Raw genomic sequence first — 15563 nt, 5'->3', positions numbered from 1 at the left:
TCATCAAAAGTCCAAGCGGGAATCATAGCAAGATAAAATGCCGGTCATGACGCGAAATTCCCGTAATTCCCAAGGCTCGCGCTTCCCCGGCGCGTTTTCGCCGGAGCCTGAAGACGACGAACCGAAAAGCAAGTCGCAGCGCAAGCGCGACATGACCGCCCTGCAGGACCTTGGCGCCGAGCTGGAAGCGCTGCCCAAGGACCGGCTGGCGCGCGTGCCCATGCCCGAGCCGCTGGCCGACGCCATCCACGAGGCCCGCCGCATCACCAGCCATGAAGGCAAGCGCCGCCAGATGCAGTTCGTGGGCAAGGTCATGCGCGGCCTGGACGACGACGAGGTCGATGCGATCCGCGCCGCGCTGGAAGGCTTCAAGGGCACCAGCAAGGCCGAGACCGCCCGCATGCACCTGATCGAGCGCTGGCGCGAGCTGCTGCTGGCCGACGACGCGGCGCTGACGCGCTTCCTCGGCGAGCACCCGGTCGCCGACGTGCAGTCGCTGCGCAACATCATCCGCAACGCACGCAAGGAGAAGGAGCAGGCCAAGCCGCCGCGCTACTTCCGCGAACTGTTCCAGGCCATCAAGGCAGCGCTCGACGCCAAGGACGGCGCTGCCTCCACCGACGCAGCCCCTTCACCGGAGCCCGAGGCATGACCCAGACCACGCAGTCGACGCAGCCGGTATCCCGCAACCATCCCGACGAACTCGTCGTCGGCTTTGTCTCGGTCTCGGACCGCGCCTCGGCCGGTACCTACCAGGATGAAGGCATCCCGGCGCTGCGCGAGTGGTTCGGCCGCACGATGACCTCGCCGTGGCAGGCGGTGGAGCGGCTGATCCCGGATGAGCAGGCGCAGATCTCGCGCACGCTGATCGAGCTGGTGGATGTGGCCGGCTGCGACCTGGTGCTGACCACCGGCGGCACCGGCCCGGCGCGGCGCGATGTCACGCCGGAGGCCACGCTGGCCGTGGCGACCAAGGAAATGCCGGGCTTCGGCGAGCAGATGCGGCAAGTAAGCCTGCACTTCGTGCCGACCGCGATCCTGTCGCGCCAGGTGGCGGTGATCCGCGAGACCGCCAGCCGCGCCGCGCTGATCATCAACCTGCCCGGCCAGCCGCGCGCCATCCGCGAGACGCTGGAAGGCCTGCGCGATGCCGACGGCAAGCCGGTGGTGCAAGGCATCTTTGCCGCGGTGCCGTATTGCATCGACCTGATCGGCGGGCCTTACATGGAAACCGACGAGGCCGTGGTCAAGGCCTGGCGGCCGAAGAACGCGGTGCGCGCCAAGCCTGCTGCGTAAGTCACACCCCAACCGCGCCGCCGGCGCCTGCCGGCGGCAGCCATCCCGCGCCTCAGCGCAATCCCAGGTACAACCCCAGCGGCACGAACACCACCGCGGCAATATTGCCGAGCAGCACGATCGACGCGACCTGGTCGGGCTCCTGCCGGAAATGGTCGGCGATCAGGAAGTTCAGCACCGCCGGCGGCAGCGCCGCGAAAACGAACAGCAGCCCGCGCTGCAGTTCCGTCAGCGGCACCCACTGCGCCAGCAGCAGCGCCACCGCGACGCCGGTCAGCGGGCACGCCACCGCGCCCACCACGCCCATGCCCCAGTTGCGCAGGCTCACGTCCTTCATGCGCACGCCCAGCGCGAACAGCATCAGCGGCACAGTGGCATCGCCCAGCAGCTTGACCGACTGGTAGACCGGGTCCGGCATGGTGAACCAGGGCCGCGCCAGCGACAGCCCGACACCGGCCACCGTGGCCAGCACCATCGGGTTGCGCGCGATCTGTGCCATCGACGCATGCCGGTTGACGATCTTCAGGCCGAGGGTGAAGTGCATCAGGTTCGACGCCGCGAACAGCGCCACCGCCGGAGCCAGCCCGGCGTGGCCGAAGGCAAAGACCGACAGCGGCAAGCCCATGTTGCCGCAGTTGTTGAACATCATCGGCGGCACGAAGGTACGCGGATCGACCTTGAGCAGCCGCGCCACCGCCCACGCCAGCACGCCCGAACCGAGCACCACCGCCACCGCGCAGACCAGCAGCGCCAGCTGGTCTGCCAGCACGAAGTCCTTGCTGACAAAAGCCGACACCACCAGCAGCGGCGCGATCACATCGAGGGTGGCGCGATTGATCCCGGCCATGTCCGGGTGGGCCTTGCGCCCGTACAGCCACCCGACCAGGATGATCAGGATGACCGGCGTGATGATGGATACGATGCGCTCGAACATGGCAGGCTCGACGGGAGGTGCCCGGGAGGGCAGCGCGCGCCCCGTCGGTGGTGGTTGGTTGTTGTTGTCGGAGGCCGCGAAGCCGGCTTATTAGCGCCGGCTTATTAGCGTCGGCTTATTGCGCCGGGGTGTCGGCAGCCGGAGTATCAGCAGCCGGAGTAGCGGCGGCCAGAGTAGCGGCGGCCGGTGCGCCCGGCGGCGTGTGACGGATAAAGTGCGTGCGGTAGTAGCGCAGCTCTTCCACCGATTCCAGGATGTCGGCCAGCGCCGTGTGCAGCTGGCGCTTGACGAAGCCCTTGTGGATGACCGGCTCCCAGCGCTTGCACAGCTCCTTGAGCGTGGACACGTCCAGGTTGCGGTAGTGGAAGAACGCCTCCAGCTTGGGCATGTAGCGCGCCATGAAGCGGCGGTCCTGGCAGATCGAGTTGCCGCACATCGGCGACTTGCCGGCCGGCACCCAGCGCTTGAGGAAGGCCAGCAGCTCGGCCTCGGCCTGCTCCTCGGTCAGCGTGGACGCCTTGACCTTGTCGATCAGGCCGGAGCGGCCGTGGGTGCCCTTGTTCCAGTTGTCCATGCCGTCGAGCACGGCGTCGCTCTGGTGGATCACCAGCACCGGGCCTTCGGCCAGGATATTGAGCTCGGAGTCGGTAATGACGATCGCCACTTCGATAATGCGGTCGGTATCCGGCTGCAAGCCGGTCATTTCCATATCGAGCCAGATCAGGTTGTGTTCGCTCTTGACGGATTTGGCGGTGGCGTGGGTGGTCATCGGGACTGCTGAGAAAGGGATTTGGGGAAGCGTCGGCGGCGGAGGCGGACGCGAACAACTTATAATTCTCGCATATCCGTTCCAAGGCTCTTGCCGATGTTCACCTTTGTCTTCCTCGCCGCGCTGGTGCTGATGGTGCTGACCAAGCTCTGGCTGGCCGCGCGCCAGGTGCGCCATGTGGCACAGCACCGCAACGCGGTGCCGGCGCGGTTTGCCGACACCATCTCGCTCGCCTCGCACCAGAAGGCGGCCGACTACACCGTCGCCCGCACCCGGCTGTCGATGCTTGAAGTGCTGGCAGGCGCCGCGGTGCTGATCGGCTTCACCATGCTGGGCGGGCTGCAGTGGCTCAACCAGTTCTGGCTGGAGACCTTCGGCCCGGGCTATGCGTATGGCGTGGCGCTGGTCGCCAGCGTGGCGGTGATCGGGGGGCTGGTCGACCTGCCCTTCGCGCTCTATGGCCAGTTCGGCATCGAGGAGCGCTTTGGCTTCAACAAGATGACCTTCGGCCTGTGGCTGGCCGACATGGTCAAGATGCTGGCGGTCGCCAGCGTGCTGGGCCTGCCGCTGCTGCTGGCGGTGCTGTGGCTGATGGAACGCGCCGGCTCGCTGTGGTGGCTGTGGACGTGGCTGGTATGGATGGGCTTCAACCTGTTCCTGCTGGTGGTGTTCCCGACCTTTATCGCGCCGCTGTTCAACAAGTTCGAGCCGCTGGCCGACGAATCGCTGCGCCAGCGCATCGAGGGCCTGATGCAGCGCTGCGGCTTTGCCAGCAAGGGCCTGTTCGTGATGGACGGCAGCAAGCGCAGCGCGCACGGCAACGCCTACTTCACCGGCTTCGGCGCGGCCAAGCGCATCGTCTTCTTCGACACGCTGCTGGCGCGCCTGTCGGGCGACGAGATCGAGGCGGTGCTGGCGCACGAACTCGGCCACTTCAAGCGCCGCCACGTGGCCAAGCGCATCGCCGTCACCTTTGCGCTGAGCCTGGTATTCCTGGCGCTGTTGGGCTGGCTGGCAACGCGCACGTGGTTCTACACGGGCCTCGGCGTGGCGCCCAACCTGGGCGTATCCAACCATGCGCTGGCACTGGTGCTGTTCTTCCTGACGCTGCCGGTGTTCACCTTCCTGCTGGGGCCGCTGTCGAGCCAGTCGTCGCGCCGCCATGAATTCGAGGCCGACGCCTTCGCCGCCGACCAGACCAACGCCGGCCACCTGGTGTCGGCACTGGTGAAGCTGTACAAGGACAACGCTTCGACCCTCACGCCCGATCCGCTCTACAGCGCCTTCTACTACTCGCATCCGCCCGCCGCGCAGCGGATCGACCGGTTGCTGGCGCACGCATGAGCCGTACCTCCCGACACCGCGGCGCCGGCGGCGCCAATAATGCCGGCGCGAATGCACGCGCAAATGCAGGCACAAGCGCCGAGCCCGCACTGATCATCGCCGCGCACGGCCGGCACTACGTCGTCGAGCTGGCCGACGGCACGCGCATGCATGCCTTCCCGCGCGGCAAGAAGAGCGACAGCGCCGTGGGCGACCATGTCAGCGTCGAGCGCGCCGCGGCGGACCAGTGCGTGATCACCAGGGTCCAGGCGCGCAAGAACCTGCTGCACCGTTCCGACCAGTTCAAGTCCAAGCTGCTGGCGGCCAATATCGACCAGGTCATCATCGTGCTGGCGACCGAGCCGGGCTTTTCCGAAGACTTGCTGGGACGTGCGCTGGTATCGGCCGAGGCGCTGGAGATCCGGCCCCTGATCGTGCTCAACAAGACCGACCTGCCCGAGCGGCTGGACGAGGCGCGCCGGCGCCTGGCGCTGTACCGCGAGCTGGGCTATGAGACGCTGGAACTGTCGGTGCGCGCCAACCCGGAACAGGCGCTGGCGGCGCTACAACCGCGGCTGGCGGGGCTGTCCAGCATCCTGATCGGCCAGTCGGGCATGGGCAAGTCGTCGCTGCTGAACCTGCTGATTCCCGGGGTGGATGCGCAGACGCGCGAGATCTCGGCCAAGCTTGATTCCGGCAAGCACACCACCACCTTCACGCGGCTGTATCACCTGCCGGCGGACTGGGGCATGGTCGACGGGCGCCATGGTGCGCTGATCGACTCGCCCGGTTTCCAGGAATTCGGCCTGTACCACCTGAGCGAAGGCATGCTGGAACGCGCCTTCCCCGAGTTCCGTCCGCTGCTGACGGAGTGCCGCTTCTACAACTGCCACCACACCAACGAACCCGGCTGCGGCGTGCTGGCGGCAGTGGCGTCGGGAGCGATCGCCGAGCGCCGCCACCAGCTCTACGCGCAGCTGCTGCACGAGTCCAGCCAGCAGAAGCCGTGGTAAGGTGAATGCGCCTGGGTAACCGGTGAGTCGCCATGAAACTGCTGCTGTACGCCACCTCGCTGGTTCACGCCGCCCATTGCCAGAATGTGCTGCGGGCCGCCGGCATCCGGGCGGAACTACGCAACACCTGGCTGGGTGGCGCCACCGGCGAGATCCCATTCCGGGAAAGTGCGCCGCAGGTCTGGCTGCTCGATGACGACATGGAAGCGCAGGCGTGGGCAGCCCTCAATGCCGCCGCGAACCCGGTGCCAGGGCCAAGCTGGCAATGCCGCCACTGCCACGAATGGCATGAGGCGCAATTTGGCGCCTGCTGGCGCTGCGGCGCGGCGCGCGACTAGCGCCGGGCGGCCCTTTCATATACGACGCCGGTATCAGCCCACCCACAGCGCCAGCGACACCATGGCGAGCAGCAGCATCCACAGCACCACCGCACGCCATACCAGCCCGACAGCCGACTGCAGCGTGCGCACGCCTGGCTCGGCGCCGAACTCCGGCGCCGACGGCTCAGGACCGTTGTCCTCTTCCATGCCCGGCGCATAGTCCACCGCCGGGCCGACCGCGCTGGTACGCAGCACCACGGTGGAATCGTCCTCGGCCAGCGGCGTGCCCAGGCGCACGCCCAGCGCCCCGCCGCCGCTGGCGAGCAGGATGCCGTTGACCGCATCGTTCCACTTGCGCGCATGGTTGCGCCACGCATACACCGCATCCTCGAAATTGCCCACGATGGCAAAGCCGATTGCGGTCAGGCGCGAGGGGATCCAGTCGAGCAAGTAGAACGCGCGCGCGGCAAAGCGGCCCAGCGCGGGGCTGCGTTCGGTCGACGGCTCGTTCCAGTGGCGGCCGAGGTATTCCGCGACGCGGTACAGCACCACGCCGCCGGGTCCGATCGGCAGCAGGAACCAGAAGAACACGCCGAACACATGCCGGTGCACGGCGATGATCGCCGCTTCCAGCGTGTGCCGCACGATCTCGGTGACAGGCATATCGACTGTGTCGATGCCGGTCCACTCATGCAGCAGCGTGCGCGCGGTATGGACGTCGTCGCGGTTCAGCGCCTCATGGATATCGGTGAAGTAGTGGCTGAACTGGCGGAAGCCCAGCGTCATGTAGAGCACCAGCACGTTCCAGGCGAGCGTCAGCGCCACGCTGATCGATGCGAGCAGGTAGTGCACCACGACCACTGCCAGCGTCAGCGGCAGCACCACGGTGAACCACGCCAGCGCCGCATCGCGGGGGCGGCCGGTATCGAAGGCATGCTCGGCGCGGTCGCCCAGCGCGCGCACGATCTCGTGGATCGGGTTGTTGCGGCCCAGGGCGCGGAACTGCTCGGCGATCAGCGCCAGGAGAATAGAAACAAAGGTCATCTTGGTACGGGTGTTCCAAGGGGGCGCGCCCCGCCCGATGTGCCGGCGCAGGCGCAATGCATAGCGAGAAGATAGCACAGCGGTACCTGACCCTACCCGTTGCGACACAAAAAGCAAAAGCCCGCCGGTTGGCGGGCAGGATATTCAAGCGAATCTACGCGTGATGGTCAGGGCAGGTCGAACACCAGCACCTCGGCGTCATCGCCACCAGACAGCGCGACCTCGCCGACCGACTCCAGCTTGGCCGCATCGCCCGCTTCCAGCGCCTTGCCGTTGACCAGCACGCGGCCACGCGCGACATGGACATAGGCGCGGCGACCCGGCGCGAGGGCCAGCGTGGCGGCCTCCTCGCCATCGAGCAGCCCGGCGTACAAGCGCACGTCCTGGTGCACCACCACCGAGCCGTCGGCGCCGTCCTGGCTGGCCACCAGGCGCAGCTTGCCGCGCTTGTCGGCCGCCTCGAAGTGCTTTTCCTCGTAGCCCGGCTCGATGCCATTCTGCGCAGGCATGATCCAGATCTGCAGGAAGTGGGTCGTATCGTGCGCGGCGTGGTTGTACTCCGAGTGCCGCACACCGGTGCCGGCGCTCATGCGCTGCACGTCGCCCGGACGGATCACGCTGCCGTTGCCCATGCTGTCCTTGTGCGCCAGTTCGCCTTCGAGCACGTAGCTGATGATCTCCATGTCGCGGTGGCCGTGCGTGCCGAAGCCCATGCCCGGCGCGACGCGGTCCTCGTTGATCACGCGCAGCGGCCCGAACTGCACATGCTGCGGATCGTAGTAGTCGGCAAACGAGAACGAATGATAGGACTTCAGCCAGCCGTGATCCGCATAACCGCGCTCTGCAGACTTTCTGATTTCAATCATTTTGATGGCCCTCCTTGGCCTGTATCCGTGTCGCCACCGGCATCCGAACTGCCTGGGACCGCTGGATGGCATGTATTGCGTTGTTGATGCTAGGAAGTTTAGGCCTCGACGCGTATATTTACGGGGACCGCCTTAGAAGCACTCATTCAGTTTTTCTGAATATGCCACTCTCACTCGAATCCCTCGAAGTCCTGGACGCCATCGAGCGCAAGGGCAGCTTCGCCGCCGCCGCCCACGAGATGGGCAAGGTGCCCTCCGCGCTGACCTATGTGGTGCGCAAGCTGGAAGAAGACCTGGACGTGCTGCTGTTCGACCGGCGCCGGCACCGCGCCGAGCTGACCCCGGCCGGACGCGCACTGCTCGACGAAGGCCGCCACCTGCTGCACGCCGCCGACGACCTGGCGCGCCGCGTCAAGCGGCTGGCCACCGGCTGGGAAGCCACGCTGACCATCGTGGTGGACGACCTGATCAATTTCCGCGCGCTGCTGCCGGTGGTCCACGACTTCTATGCAGAGAACACTGCCACGCGGCTGCGCTTTGCCAAGGAAGTGCTGGGCGGCGCCTGGGACGCGCTGGTCAGCAACCGTGCCGACCTGGTGATCGGCGGCGCCTACGACGCGCCCAGCACGCAGGGCTTCCAGATCCGCCCGCTGGGTACGATGCCGTTCGTGTTCGCGGTGGCGGCGCACCATCCGCTGGCCACCGAGGAAGGCCCGCTCACCACCATCCAGATCGCCAGGCACCGCATCGTCGCGGTGGGCGATACCTCGCGCAACCTGCCCGCGCGCACCCATGGCGTGCTGGCCGGCCAGGACGTGCTGGTGGTGCCGACCATGCGCGACAAGCTGGAAGCGCAGATCCGGGGCCTGGGCTGCGGCTGGCTGCCGGCGCCGATGGCGCAGCCGCATATCGAGAGCGGCGTGCTGCAGGCGCGCGAGACCGTCGAGGTGCGCGCCCCGGGCAACTTCAAGGTGGCGTGGCGCACCAGCAACCGCGGCAAGGCGCTGCAGTGGTGGGCCGGCAAGCTGGAAGACCCGCGCTTGGCGCAGGCACTGCTGCTGCAACCCGAACTCGCCGGCTGAGGGTGTCCGCATGGCAGTGACGGCTGCAATGTTTGCCTCGGCGGCCGGCTACCGCGGCCGCTTTGCCCCCTCGCCGACCGGCCCGCTGCATATGGGCTCGCTGGTCACCGCGCTGGCCAGCTGGCTGGATGCGCGCGCGCACGGCGGCCAGTGGCTGGTGCGTATCGAGGACATCGACATGCCGCGCTGCGTGCGCGGCGCCGACCAGGACATCCTGCAGACGCTGGCGCGCCTGGGCATGACGCCGGACGAGCCGCCCGTGTGGCAGAGCCGGCGCGAGGCGCACTACGCCGAGGCGCTGCGCCGGCTCGATGCCGCCGGGCAGCTCTACCCCTGCGGCTGCTCACGCAAGGAAATCGCCGATTCGCTGGTGCACGTGCGCGAGCGGCACCAGACGCTGGGCTACCCCGGCACTTGCCGTCATGGCCTGAACGGCAAGCTGCCGCGCGCGTGGCGCGTGCGCGTGCCGGACGGCCCGGCCGCCACGATCTGCTTTGACGACCGCTGGCAGGGGCGCCAGTGCCAGGACCTCGAGACCGAGCTGGGGGACTTCGTGCTGCGCCGTGCCGACGGGCTGTGGGCCTACCAGCTGGCGGTGGTGGTGGATGATGGCCTGCAGGGCATCACGCATATCGTGCGTGGCGCCGACCTGCTTGACTCGACGCCGCGGCAGATCCACCTGCAGCACCTGCTGGACCTGCCCACGCCGAGCTACCTGCACGTGCCGGTGGTGGTCAACGAGATCGGGGAAAAGCTGAGCAAGCAGAGCGGCGCGCAGGCGATCGACACCGGCGCTCCTCTGGAGGCGCTGCGCCAGGCCGGCATGAACCTGGGACTGGCGAACCACGAAGGCAATGTGCGGGACTGGCTGGCGCGCGCCACGGAGGACTGGCGCCAGCGAATGGCGGCGGCCTGACCCGCAGGCCGCCTCGGGCGGGTCGCCCAATCAGGACTTAGGACTTAGGATTCAGGACTTGCGCGGCACGCCGCCCAGCAGCGCCGCGACCGGGCGCTTGGGCGCCTGGCGGCCACGGCTCAGCGCGGCGGCGATTTCCTCCGACGGCTTGACCTGCGAGCTGCTTGCGCTGGGCTCGTACGGGCGCGAGAAGAACGGATCGTCGGAAGGGCGGAACACCTGGCGGCTGCCGCTGTGCTCGTGGCGGCGCGGCCGCTCCTCGTCGCCGCTGCCGCGCGCACGGCGCAGGTCGCTGCGCTGGCGGCGGCGCTCTGCCTCGTCCTGGCGCGACTTCTCGCCGGTCGGGTCAAAGCCCTCCAGCTTGCCGCGCGGAATGCTGCGCTTGATCAGCTTCTCGATATCGGACAACAGGCGCTCATCGTTGCCCGGCACGTAGATCGACAGCGCATCGCCGCTGGCGCCGGCACGGCCGGTGCGGCCGATACGGTGCACGTAGTCCTCGGCGCTGAACGGCAGGTCGAAGTTGATCACGCATGGCATGTCGGGGATATCGAGCCCGCGCGCCGCCACGTCGGTGGCGACCAGCGCATCGATGGTGCCGCTCTTGAAGCCGTCCAGCGTCTGCATGCGCTCGGTCTGGGTCTTGTCACCATGGATCGCGGCGGCGTTGATGCCCTCGCGCTCCAGGTGCCGCGCCAGCCGCGAGCAGCCGATCTTGCTGTTGACGAAGACGATGCACTGGCGCGACTGCGACTGCTCGGCGCGCTGCTTGAGCAGGTGCACCACCGCGGCCTGCTTGTGGCCGTCCTCGACCTGGTACACCGCCTGGCGCACGTTCTCGTTGGTCGAGTTGCTGCGCGCCACTTCGATGGTGACCGGCTGCTTCAGGTAGCTGGCGGCCAGCCGCTTGATTTCCGGCGAGAACGTGGCCGAGAACAGCAGCGTCTGGCGCTGTGCCGGCAGCAGGTTGATGATGCGCTGCAGGTCCGGCAGGAAGCCCATGTCGAGCATGCGGTCGGCTTCGTCCAGCACCAGCATCTGCACCTGCGACAGGTTGACCGACTTCTGCTGCACGTGGTCGAGCAGGCGGCCCGGCGTGGCCACCAGGATCTCGACGCCGCGGCGCAGGGCGTCGGTCTGCGGATTCATGTCAACGCCGCCGAACACCACCGTGCTACGCAGGTCGGTGTGCTTGGCGTAGCGGGCGACGTTGTCGTAGACCTGGTCGGCCAGTTCGCGCGTGGGCGTCAGCATCAGCGCGCGCACCGGATGGCGCGCCGGCGAGGCGCTGGCATTGGCCAGCGGCAACAGGCGCTGGATGATCGGCAGCGCGAAGCCGGCGGTCTTGCCGGTGCCGGTCTGCGCGGCGCCCATCACGTCCTTGCCGAGCAGCACGACGGGAATGGCCTGTGCCTGGATCGGCGTGGGCGTGGTGTAGCCCTGGTCGGACAAGGCACGCAGGATGCGCGCGTCCAGGCCAAAGCTTTCGAAGGTCTGCACCGCGGTCTGCCCGGCGGTGGTGGGTTCTGGTGCGGTCGTAGTGGTCATGGGTATCGGTGTCTGGCGGGAGGCGAACCCGGCACAAACGGATACGCGTCTGGAACTCATCTCGCCCTGGCTCTCGGCTGACACCGGGGAGGCGCCGGCGCGGCCATGCCGCTTGCACAGGGCTTGCAGCTTTTGGCCAAGAGAATCAAAGACTTAAATTCTAGCATTTCTGCCGCTAGAGTGACCAGCATGGGGCGGGTGTGCAGGCGCGCCGCGACACTGCGCGGCCCCCGCCGGGGCGATTTCAAGAAACTGTCACATCGGCAATGGATGATGCCGGCGGCACCGTTGACAAGGCGAGCCAGAACCGGCCGCGCGGACGCCACCTTCCGACCACCGAGACCAATATGGACTTCGAGCAATTCCGCCAGACCTGCCAGCAGTTCCTGCGCACTTCGAGCCAGTTCCTAGGCCTGGCCACCGTCCTGCCCTTGCCGGCGCGGCCGGCGAGTCAGCCGGCCCAGCCTGCACAGCAGGCGGCCTGACAGGGAGATCCGTCCACCACCGGCGCGGCGTCCAGGTGACTCGGTCGCCGCGGATGCCGTTGTCCTGGATCATCTTGCCCCACTTCGTGTAGCCGCCGCACATGAGGCCTGCCATGGGTCCAGCTGGCCGCCTGGCAAGGAAAAAGCCCCGGTGCCGGGGAGGGCAGCGGGGCTCAAGTGCTAGCGGGGCAACCTTCCGATTACCCACGCGGTGATCTTGTCCGATCGCGCCAAGGCCCACATCACCCAAATGCGGGTCGTACGGCCGACAACAGAGCGCCGGGCGGCGCGCGCCTGGCGTCACCTGTAAAGCCTGTCAATCATCACTCGCACTCGCCCAGCCAGGAATCGGGGTTTTCTCCGAGCGGGTTTCCGCCAGCTTCCGGTCGCGCCGCGCATGGGGTCTACTGGTATCACATTGATATGGCACAGCCAAGGCGGCACATCGCCGCAGTCAATGGAGCACCAAGACGATTCCAATGACCGGGAGACAGACCATGGTGACGAAAAAAGAAGACGCATTCGTACTGAAGAACCTTCTCGCCCTCGCAGCAGTGGAAACCCTGGGCGGCGCGATCGCCCTGGGCATGGTCTTCCACCTGATCTGAACCGGCATGCCTGGCGCCGGCGCTGCCACGTCGGCGCGGTGCTCGTTACGACGGCGCCCTGCGACCTTACTCGTCGACAATCACCTCGAAGCCGCCGTAGATCATCCGCTGACCGTCGAACGGCATCGGGTCCATCCCTTCCTTCAGGCGCGGGTCTTCCATCGCCGCCTTCATGCCGGTGTCGCGCTTCTCCTTTGACGGCCACACGATCCAGGAGAACACCACCGCTTCATCGTCCTTGCGCTTGACCGCCATGGTGAAGGACGTCACCTTTCCCTCCGGCACGTCATCGCCCCAGCATTCCACCACCTTCAGCGCGCCGTGCTCCTTGAACACCGCTGCGGCCTTCTGCGCCACCTGGCGGTAGGTTTCGCGATTGGCCTGCGGCACGGCCAGCAAGAATCCGTCGATATAGGACATGGATTTGACTCCTCTTCGGGTTGAACGGGTGCGAACGGGTTGCATCCGACTACCTTAGTCCATCGCTACACGGGCCGAGGTTCCTCCAGGGATCGCGCCCTGCACCCCAACGTGTGGTGTGCTGGCCATTGGAAGCGGCGTTGCCACATGCGGGCTTCTGGAAGTCACTGGCGACAAAGCAAAAAAGGGGTTACGGCGCATTCACCGTAACCCCTTCTTTAACAGCATTGGTGGGCCTCCCGTGAGTCGAACACGGCACCAACGGATTATGAGTCCGCTGCTCTAACCAGGCATGAGCTAGAGGCCCTTGGAAGCGTTTAGTTGCCTTCCAGGAAACTCTTCAGCTTGTCGGAGCGGCTCGGGTGGCGCAGCTTGCGCAGGGCCTTGGCCTCGATCTGGCGGATCCGTTCGCGCGTGACGTCGAACTGCTTGCCGACCTCTTCCAGCGTGTGGTCGGTGCTCATTTCGATGCCGAAGCGCATGCGCAGCACCTTGGCTTCGCGCGGCGTCAGCGAGTCCAGCACGTCCTTGACGACGTCGCGCATGGAGCCGTGCAGCGCCGCTTCGGCCGGGGCCAGCGTGTTGGTGTCCTCGATGAAGTCCCCCAGATGGGAGTCGTCGTCGTCACCGATCGGCGTTTCCATGGAGATCGGTTCCTTGGCGATCTTCATGATCTTGCGGATCTTGTCTTCCGGCATCTCCATCTTCTCGGCCAGCGTTGCCGGATCCGGTTCATTGCCGGTTTCCTGCAGGATCTGGCGCGAGATGCGGTTCATCTTGTTGATCGTCTCGATCATGTGCACCGGAATACGAATGGTGCGCGCCTGGTCGGCGATCGAGCGCGTGATGGCCTGGCGGATCCACCACGTGGCATACGTCGAGAACTTGTAGCCGCGGCGGTATTCGAACTTGTCCACCGCCTTCATCAGGCCGATGTTGCCTTCCTGGATCAGGTCGAGGAACTGCAGGCCGCGATTGGTGTACTTCTTGGCGATCGAGATCACCAGGCGCAGGTTGGCCTCGGTCATCTCGCGCTTGGCTTCGCGGGCACGACGCTCGCCCTCGGCCATCTTGCGGTTGACGCCCTTCAGTTCCTTCAGCGGCAGCACCACGCGCGACTGCAGGTCGATCAGCTTCTGCTGCAGCTCATGCACTGCCGGCACGTTGCGCTCGACGATGGCGCTGTAGCCCTTGCCGTCGGCCACCACGGTGTTGATCCACTCGAGGTTGGTCTCGTTGCCCGGGAAACGGGCGACGAATTCCGAGCGCGGCATGCCGCACTTGTCGACCACGATATTCAGGATCGAGCGCTCGAGCTTGCGCACTTCGTCCACCTGGCCGCGCAGCGTGTCGCACAGGCGCTCGACATTGCGGGCGGTGAAGCGGATGCCCATCAGTTCGGCCTGGATGGCTTCCTGGGCCTTGACGTAAGGCTTGGACTTGTAGCCCTCCTTCTCGAAGGCACGGCGCATCTTGTCGAACTGCTCGGCGATCACGCGGAATTTTTCCAGCGCGTTCTGCTTCAGCTCTTCCAGCTGGCGCGCGGAGGCACCGGCGCCGGCGCCGCCTTCGTCGTCGTCTTCCTCGTCGCCTTCCTCGTCGTCGTTCTCGTCGCCTTCCTCCTCGTCTTCGGACGCCGCCGCCGGGGCCGAGGGGGCTTCCGGGGCTTCATCGGCGTTCGGGTCGATCAGGCCGTCGACGAACTCGTCGATCTTGATCTCGTCATTGGCCACGCGCTCGGCGTGGGCCAGGATCTCGGAGATGGTGACCGGGCATGCCGAGATCGCCATCACCATGTCCTTCAGGCCGGCTTCGATGCGCTTGGCGATTTCGATTTCGCCCTCGCGGGTCAGCAGCTCGACCGTGCCCATTTCACGCATGTACATGCGCACCGGGTCGGTGGTGCGGCCGAACTCGGAGTCAACCGTGGACAGGGCCGCCTCGGCCTCTTCCTCGGCTTCTTCCTCGCTGGTGGCGGACGGCGCGTTGTCATTGAGCAGCAGCGTCTCGGCATCCGGCGCCTGTTCGTAGACGGCGATGCCGATGTCGTTCAGCGTTGCGACCAGCGTGTCGATCGTTTCCGAATCGACCATGTCGTCCGGCAGGTGATCGTTGATCTCCGCGTAGGTCAGGTAGCCGCGCGACTTGCCCAGCTTGATCAGCGCCTTGAGCTTCTGGCGACGCAGCTCGAGCTCCTCTTCCGTCCCCTGCTGGGTCGAGGCGAACTCCTTGAGCAGCGCCTTTTCCTTGGCCTTGCGGTCCTTGGCCTTCTGCTTTTCGGTCTTCGGCGCGGCTGCGGGCGTCGCGGCGCGCACGTCGTTCTCGTAAAACTCTTCAGTCACGTCGTCTGTTGTGCTGTCGTCGTGCTGCATCTCGGCCTTGGGCTTGCGGCCGCGCTTTTTCGGCTCCGGCTTGATTGCCGGGGCAGCGGGACGCTCGGATGCAACGGATGCAGGGGTCGCGGTGCGCGCCTTGGATGCCGTCGCGGTGCTGTCCGCCTTGGCGGCCCCGCTCTTGGCGCCGGCTGCTGCCGCTCGCTTGCTCTCGACTTCGGTATTCTGCTGTTTCGCCACGGTGATACTCTTGCCTTTCACTGGTGCAGACACGGCAACCTTGCCGCTCGTACTGGCGCCCTCGCGTGCCGAAGTCGAGGCCTGTGTTTCCTTGGATGTGCGAGTCCTGGCAGGAGTGGTCACGGCGGGCGCTTGCGCGCTACGCACGGACTTGGATGGCGCAGACCGGGCTGGTGTCCTGACTGGCGCGGTCGATGTCTTCGCCGCCGTCGTTTTCGCAGACGCCTTGCCGCTCCCTGATTGGGGAGCCTTCGTTGTAACCTTTTCGGTTGCTTTGGCCTTTGCCATTGGCACGCTCACTTTCACCAGAACTGGGAAGAAAGATTTCGCAATCCAAACCGGCTATTGTAGCACGCCACGGATAGC

At 66.5% G+C, this 15563-nt stretch carries 15 protein-coding genes and 1 tRNA gene; 8 read left to right on the top strand and 8 right to left on the bottom strand.

Translation table 11 applies throughout. From position 1 onward, the window contains the following. The first annotated feature begins 46 nt into the window (after nt 1-46). Nucleotides 47-652 (top strand): ribosome biogenesis factor YjgA, encoded by a 606-nt coding sequence (gene yjgA / locus IPF36_RS03775; protein WP_304524018.1) that lies wholly within the window; start codon nt 47-49, stop codon nt 650-652. Further along, the gene (mog, locus tag IPF36_RS03770; protein WP_135705615.1) at nt 649-1296 is read left to right on the top strand and encodes a molybdopterin adenylyltransferase; all 648 of its coding nucleotides are present in this window, start codon (nt 649-651) and stop codon (nt 1294-1296) included. Before yjgA ends, mog begins: the two co-directional genes overlap by 4 nt. A gap of 52 nt (nt 1297-1348) precedes the next feature. Here mog and IPF36_RS03765 read toward each other — a convergent pair whose 3' ends face one another. Beyond that, nucleotides 1349-2230: an AEC family transporter gene (locus IPF36_RS03765; protein ID WP_195427344.1), complete on the bottom strand. Its 882-nt coding sequence runs from the start codon at nt 2228-2230 to the stop codon at nt 1349-1351. Between the two features lie 115 nt (nt 2231-2345). Further along, nucleotides 2346-2999: an oligoribonuclease gene (gene orn / locus IPF36_RS03760; RefSeq protein WP_195427343.1), complete on the bottom strand. Its 654-nt coding sequence runs from the start codon at nt 2997-2999 to the stop codon at nt 2346-2348. A 96-nt stretch (nt 3000-3095) separates the two neighbouring features. On the opposite strand from orn, the gene IPF36_RS03755 reads away from it, so the two are divergent. Genes IPF36_RS03755 through IPF36_RS03745 form a run of 3 tightly spaced genes read left to right on the top strand, consistent with a single transcriptional unit; the run spans nt 3096 to nt 5673 of the window. After that, nucleotides 3096-4343 (top strand): M48 family metallopeptidase, encoded by a 1248-nt coding sequence (locus tag IPF36_RS03755; protein WP_135705618.1) that lies wholly within the window; start codon nt 3096-3098, stop codon nt 4341-4343. Further along, entirely contained in the window at nt 4340-5335 is a 996-nt protein-coding gene (gene rsgA / locus IPF36_RS03750) for a ribosome small subunit-dependent GTPase A (protein ID WP_195427342.1), read from the top strand. Before IPF36_RS03755 ends, rsgA begins: the two co-directional genes overlap by 4 nt. Nucleotides 5336-5367: 32 nt before the next feature. Next, nucleotides 5368-5673 carry a DUF2007 domain-containing protein gene (locus IPF36_RS03745; RefSeq protein WP_133093075.1) on the top strand — a complete coding sequence of 102 codons (306 nt, stop codon included), beginning with the start codon at nt 5368-5370 and terminating at the stop codon, nt 5671-5673. A gap of 33 nt (nt 5674-5706) precedes the next feature. On the opposite strand, the gene IPF36_RS03740 is transcribed toward IPF36_RS03745, so the two are convergent. Beyond that, nucleotides 5707-6699 (bottom strand): CobD/CbiB family protein, encoded by a 993-nt coding sequence (locus IPF36_RS03740; RefSeq protein ID WP_195427341.1) that lies wholly within the window; start codon nt 6697-6699, stop codon nt 5707-5709. A gap of 167 nt (nt 6700-6866) precedes the next feature. Further along, complete coding sequence (locus tag IPF36_RS03735; RefSeq protein WP_133093077.1) at nt 6867-7565, bottom strand: pirin family protein; 699 nt, start codon at nt 7563-7565, stop codon at nt 6867-6869. Nucleotides 7566-7726: 161 nt separating this feature from the next. Here IPF36_RS03735 and IPF36_RS03730 point away from each other — a divergent pair, with 161 nt between their 5' ends. Further along, a complete protein-coding gene (locus IPF36_RS03730; RefSeq protein ID WP_133093078.1) occupies nt 7727-8647 on the top strand; it encodes a LysR family transcriptional regulator in 921 nt (306 codons plus the stop codon). 10 nt (nt 8648-8657) lie between these two features. Then, a complete protein-coding gene (gene gluQRS / locus IPF36_RS03725; RefSeq protein WP_135705620.1) occupies nt 8658-9563 on the top strand; it encodes a tRNA glutamyl-Q(34) synthetase GluQRS in 906 nt (301 codons plus the stop codon). Nucleotides 9564-9614: 51 nt separating this feature from the next. Here the strand turns inward: gluQRS and IPF36_RS03720 are convergent, their stop codons facing one another. Continuing rightward, on the bottom strand, nt 9615-11111 hold the full coding sequence (locus IPF36_RS03720; RefSeq protein ID WP_195427340.1) for a DEAD/DEAH box helicase: 1497 nt from the start codon (nt 11109-11111) through the stop codon (nt 9615-9617). Nucleotides 11112-11377: 266 nt separating this feature from the next. On the opposite strand from IPF36_RS03720, the gene IPF36_RS03715 reads away from it, so the two are divergent. After that, nucleotides 11378-11596 carry a hypothetical protein gene (locus IPF36_RS03715; RefSeq protein WP_133093081.1) on the top strand — a complete coding sequence of 73 codons (219 nt, stop codon included), beginning with the start codon at nt 11378-11380 and terminating at the stop codon, nt 11594-11596. 674 nt (nt 11597-12270) lie between these two features. Here IPF36_RS03715 and IPF36_RS03710 read toward each other — a convergent pair. The 3 genes from IPF36_RS03710 to rpoD all read right to left on the bottom strand — a co-directional run bounded on the left by IPF36_RS03710 (nt 12271) and on the right by rpoD (nt 15485). Next, nucleotides 12271-12624, bottom strand: coding sequence for a DUF1428 domain-containing protein (locus IPF36_RS03710; protein WP_029045558.1), 354 nt, complete (start codon nt 12622-12624; stop codon nt 12271-12273). Between the two features lie 228 nt (nt 12625-12852). Then, a tRNA-Ile gene (locus tag IPF36_RS03705) sits at nt 12853-12931 on the bottom strand. Nucleotides 12932-12941: 10 nt separating this feature from the next. Next, on the bottom strand, nt 12942-15485 hold the full coding sequence (gene rpoD / locus IPF36_RS03700; RefSeq protein ID WP_133093082.1) for an RNA polymerase sigma factor RpoD: 2544 nt from the start codon (nt 15483-15485) through the stop codon (nt 12942-12944). Nucleotides 15486-15563: the final 78 nt, after the last annotated feature.

Origin of the sequence: Cupriavidus sp. IK-TO18, assembly GCF_015549295.1 — a bacterium.
Classification (GTDB): domain Bacteria; phylum Pseudomonadota; class Gammaproteobacteria; order Burkholderiales; family Burkholderiaceae; genus Cupriavidus; species Cupriavidus oxalaticus_A.
Note: the sequence above shows the minus strand (reverse complement) of the source record. Positions and strands in the feature narration are given on the sequence as shown.

Coding starts and splice junctions, on each gene's coding strand:
- yjgA (WP_304524018.1), top strand. CDS start 47: ATGACGCGAAATTCCCGTAATTCCCAAGGCTCGCGCTTCCCCGGCGCG.
- mog (WP_135705615.1), top strand. CDS start 649: ATGACCCAGACCACGCAGTCGACGCAGCCGGTATCCCGCAACCATCCC.
- IPF36_RS03765 (WP_195427344.1), bottom strand. CDS start 2,230: ATGTTCGAGCGCATCGTATCCATCATCACGCCGGTCATCCTGATCATC.
- orn (WP_195427343.1), bottom strand. CDS start 2,999: ATGACCACCCACGCCACCGCCAAATCCGTCAAGAGCGAACACAACCTG.
- IPF36_RS03755 (WP_135705618.1), top strand. CDS start 3,096: ATGTTCACCTTTGTCTTCCTCGCCGCGCTGGTGCTGATGGTGCTGACC.
- rsgA (WP_195427342.1), top strand. CDS start 4,340: ATGAGCCGTACCTCCCGACACCGCGGCGCCGGCGGCGCCAATAATGCC.
- IPF36_RS03745 (WP_133093075.1), top strand. CDS start 5,368: ATGAAACTGCTGCTGTACGCCACCTCGCTGGTTCACGCCGCCCATTGC.
- IPF36_RS03740 (WP_195427341.1), bottom strand. CDS start 6,699: ATGACCTTTGTTTCTATTCTCCTGGCGCTGATCGCCGAGCAGTTCCGC.
- IPF36_RS03735 (WP_133093077.1), bottom strand. CDS start 7,565: ATGATTGAAATCAGAAAGTCTGCAGAGCGCGGTTATGCGGATCACGGC.
- IPF36_RS03730 (WP_133093078.1), top strand. CDS start 7,727: ATGCCACTCTCACTCGAATCCCTCGAAGTCCTGGACGCCATCGAGCGC.
- gluQRS (WP_135705620.1), top strand. CDS start 8,658: ATGGCAGTGACGGCTGCAATGTTTGCCTCGGCGGCCGGCTACCGCGGC.
- IPF36_RS03720 (WP_195427340.1), bottom strand. CDS start 11,111: ATGACCACTACGACCGCACCAGAACCCACCACCGCCGGGCAGACCGCG.
- IPF36_RS03715 (WP_133093081.1), top strand. CDS start 11,378: ATGGATGATGCCGGCGGCACCGTTGACAAGGCGAGCCAGAACCGGCCG.
- IPF36_RS03710 (WP_029045558.1), bottom strand. CDS start 12,624: ATGTCCTATATCGACGGATTCTTGCTGGCCGTGCCGCAGGCCAATCGC.
- rpoD (WP_133093082.1), bottom strand. CDS start 15,485: ATGGCAAAGGCCAAAGCAACCGAAAAGGTTACAACGAAGGCTCCCCAA.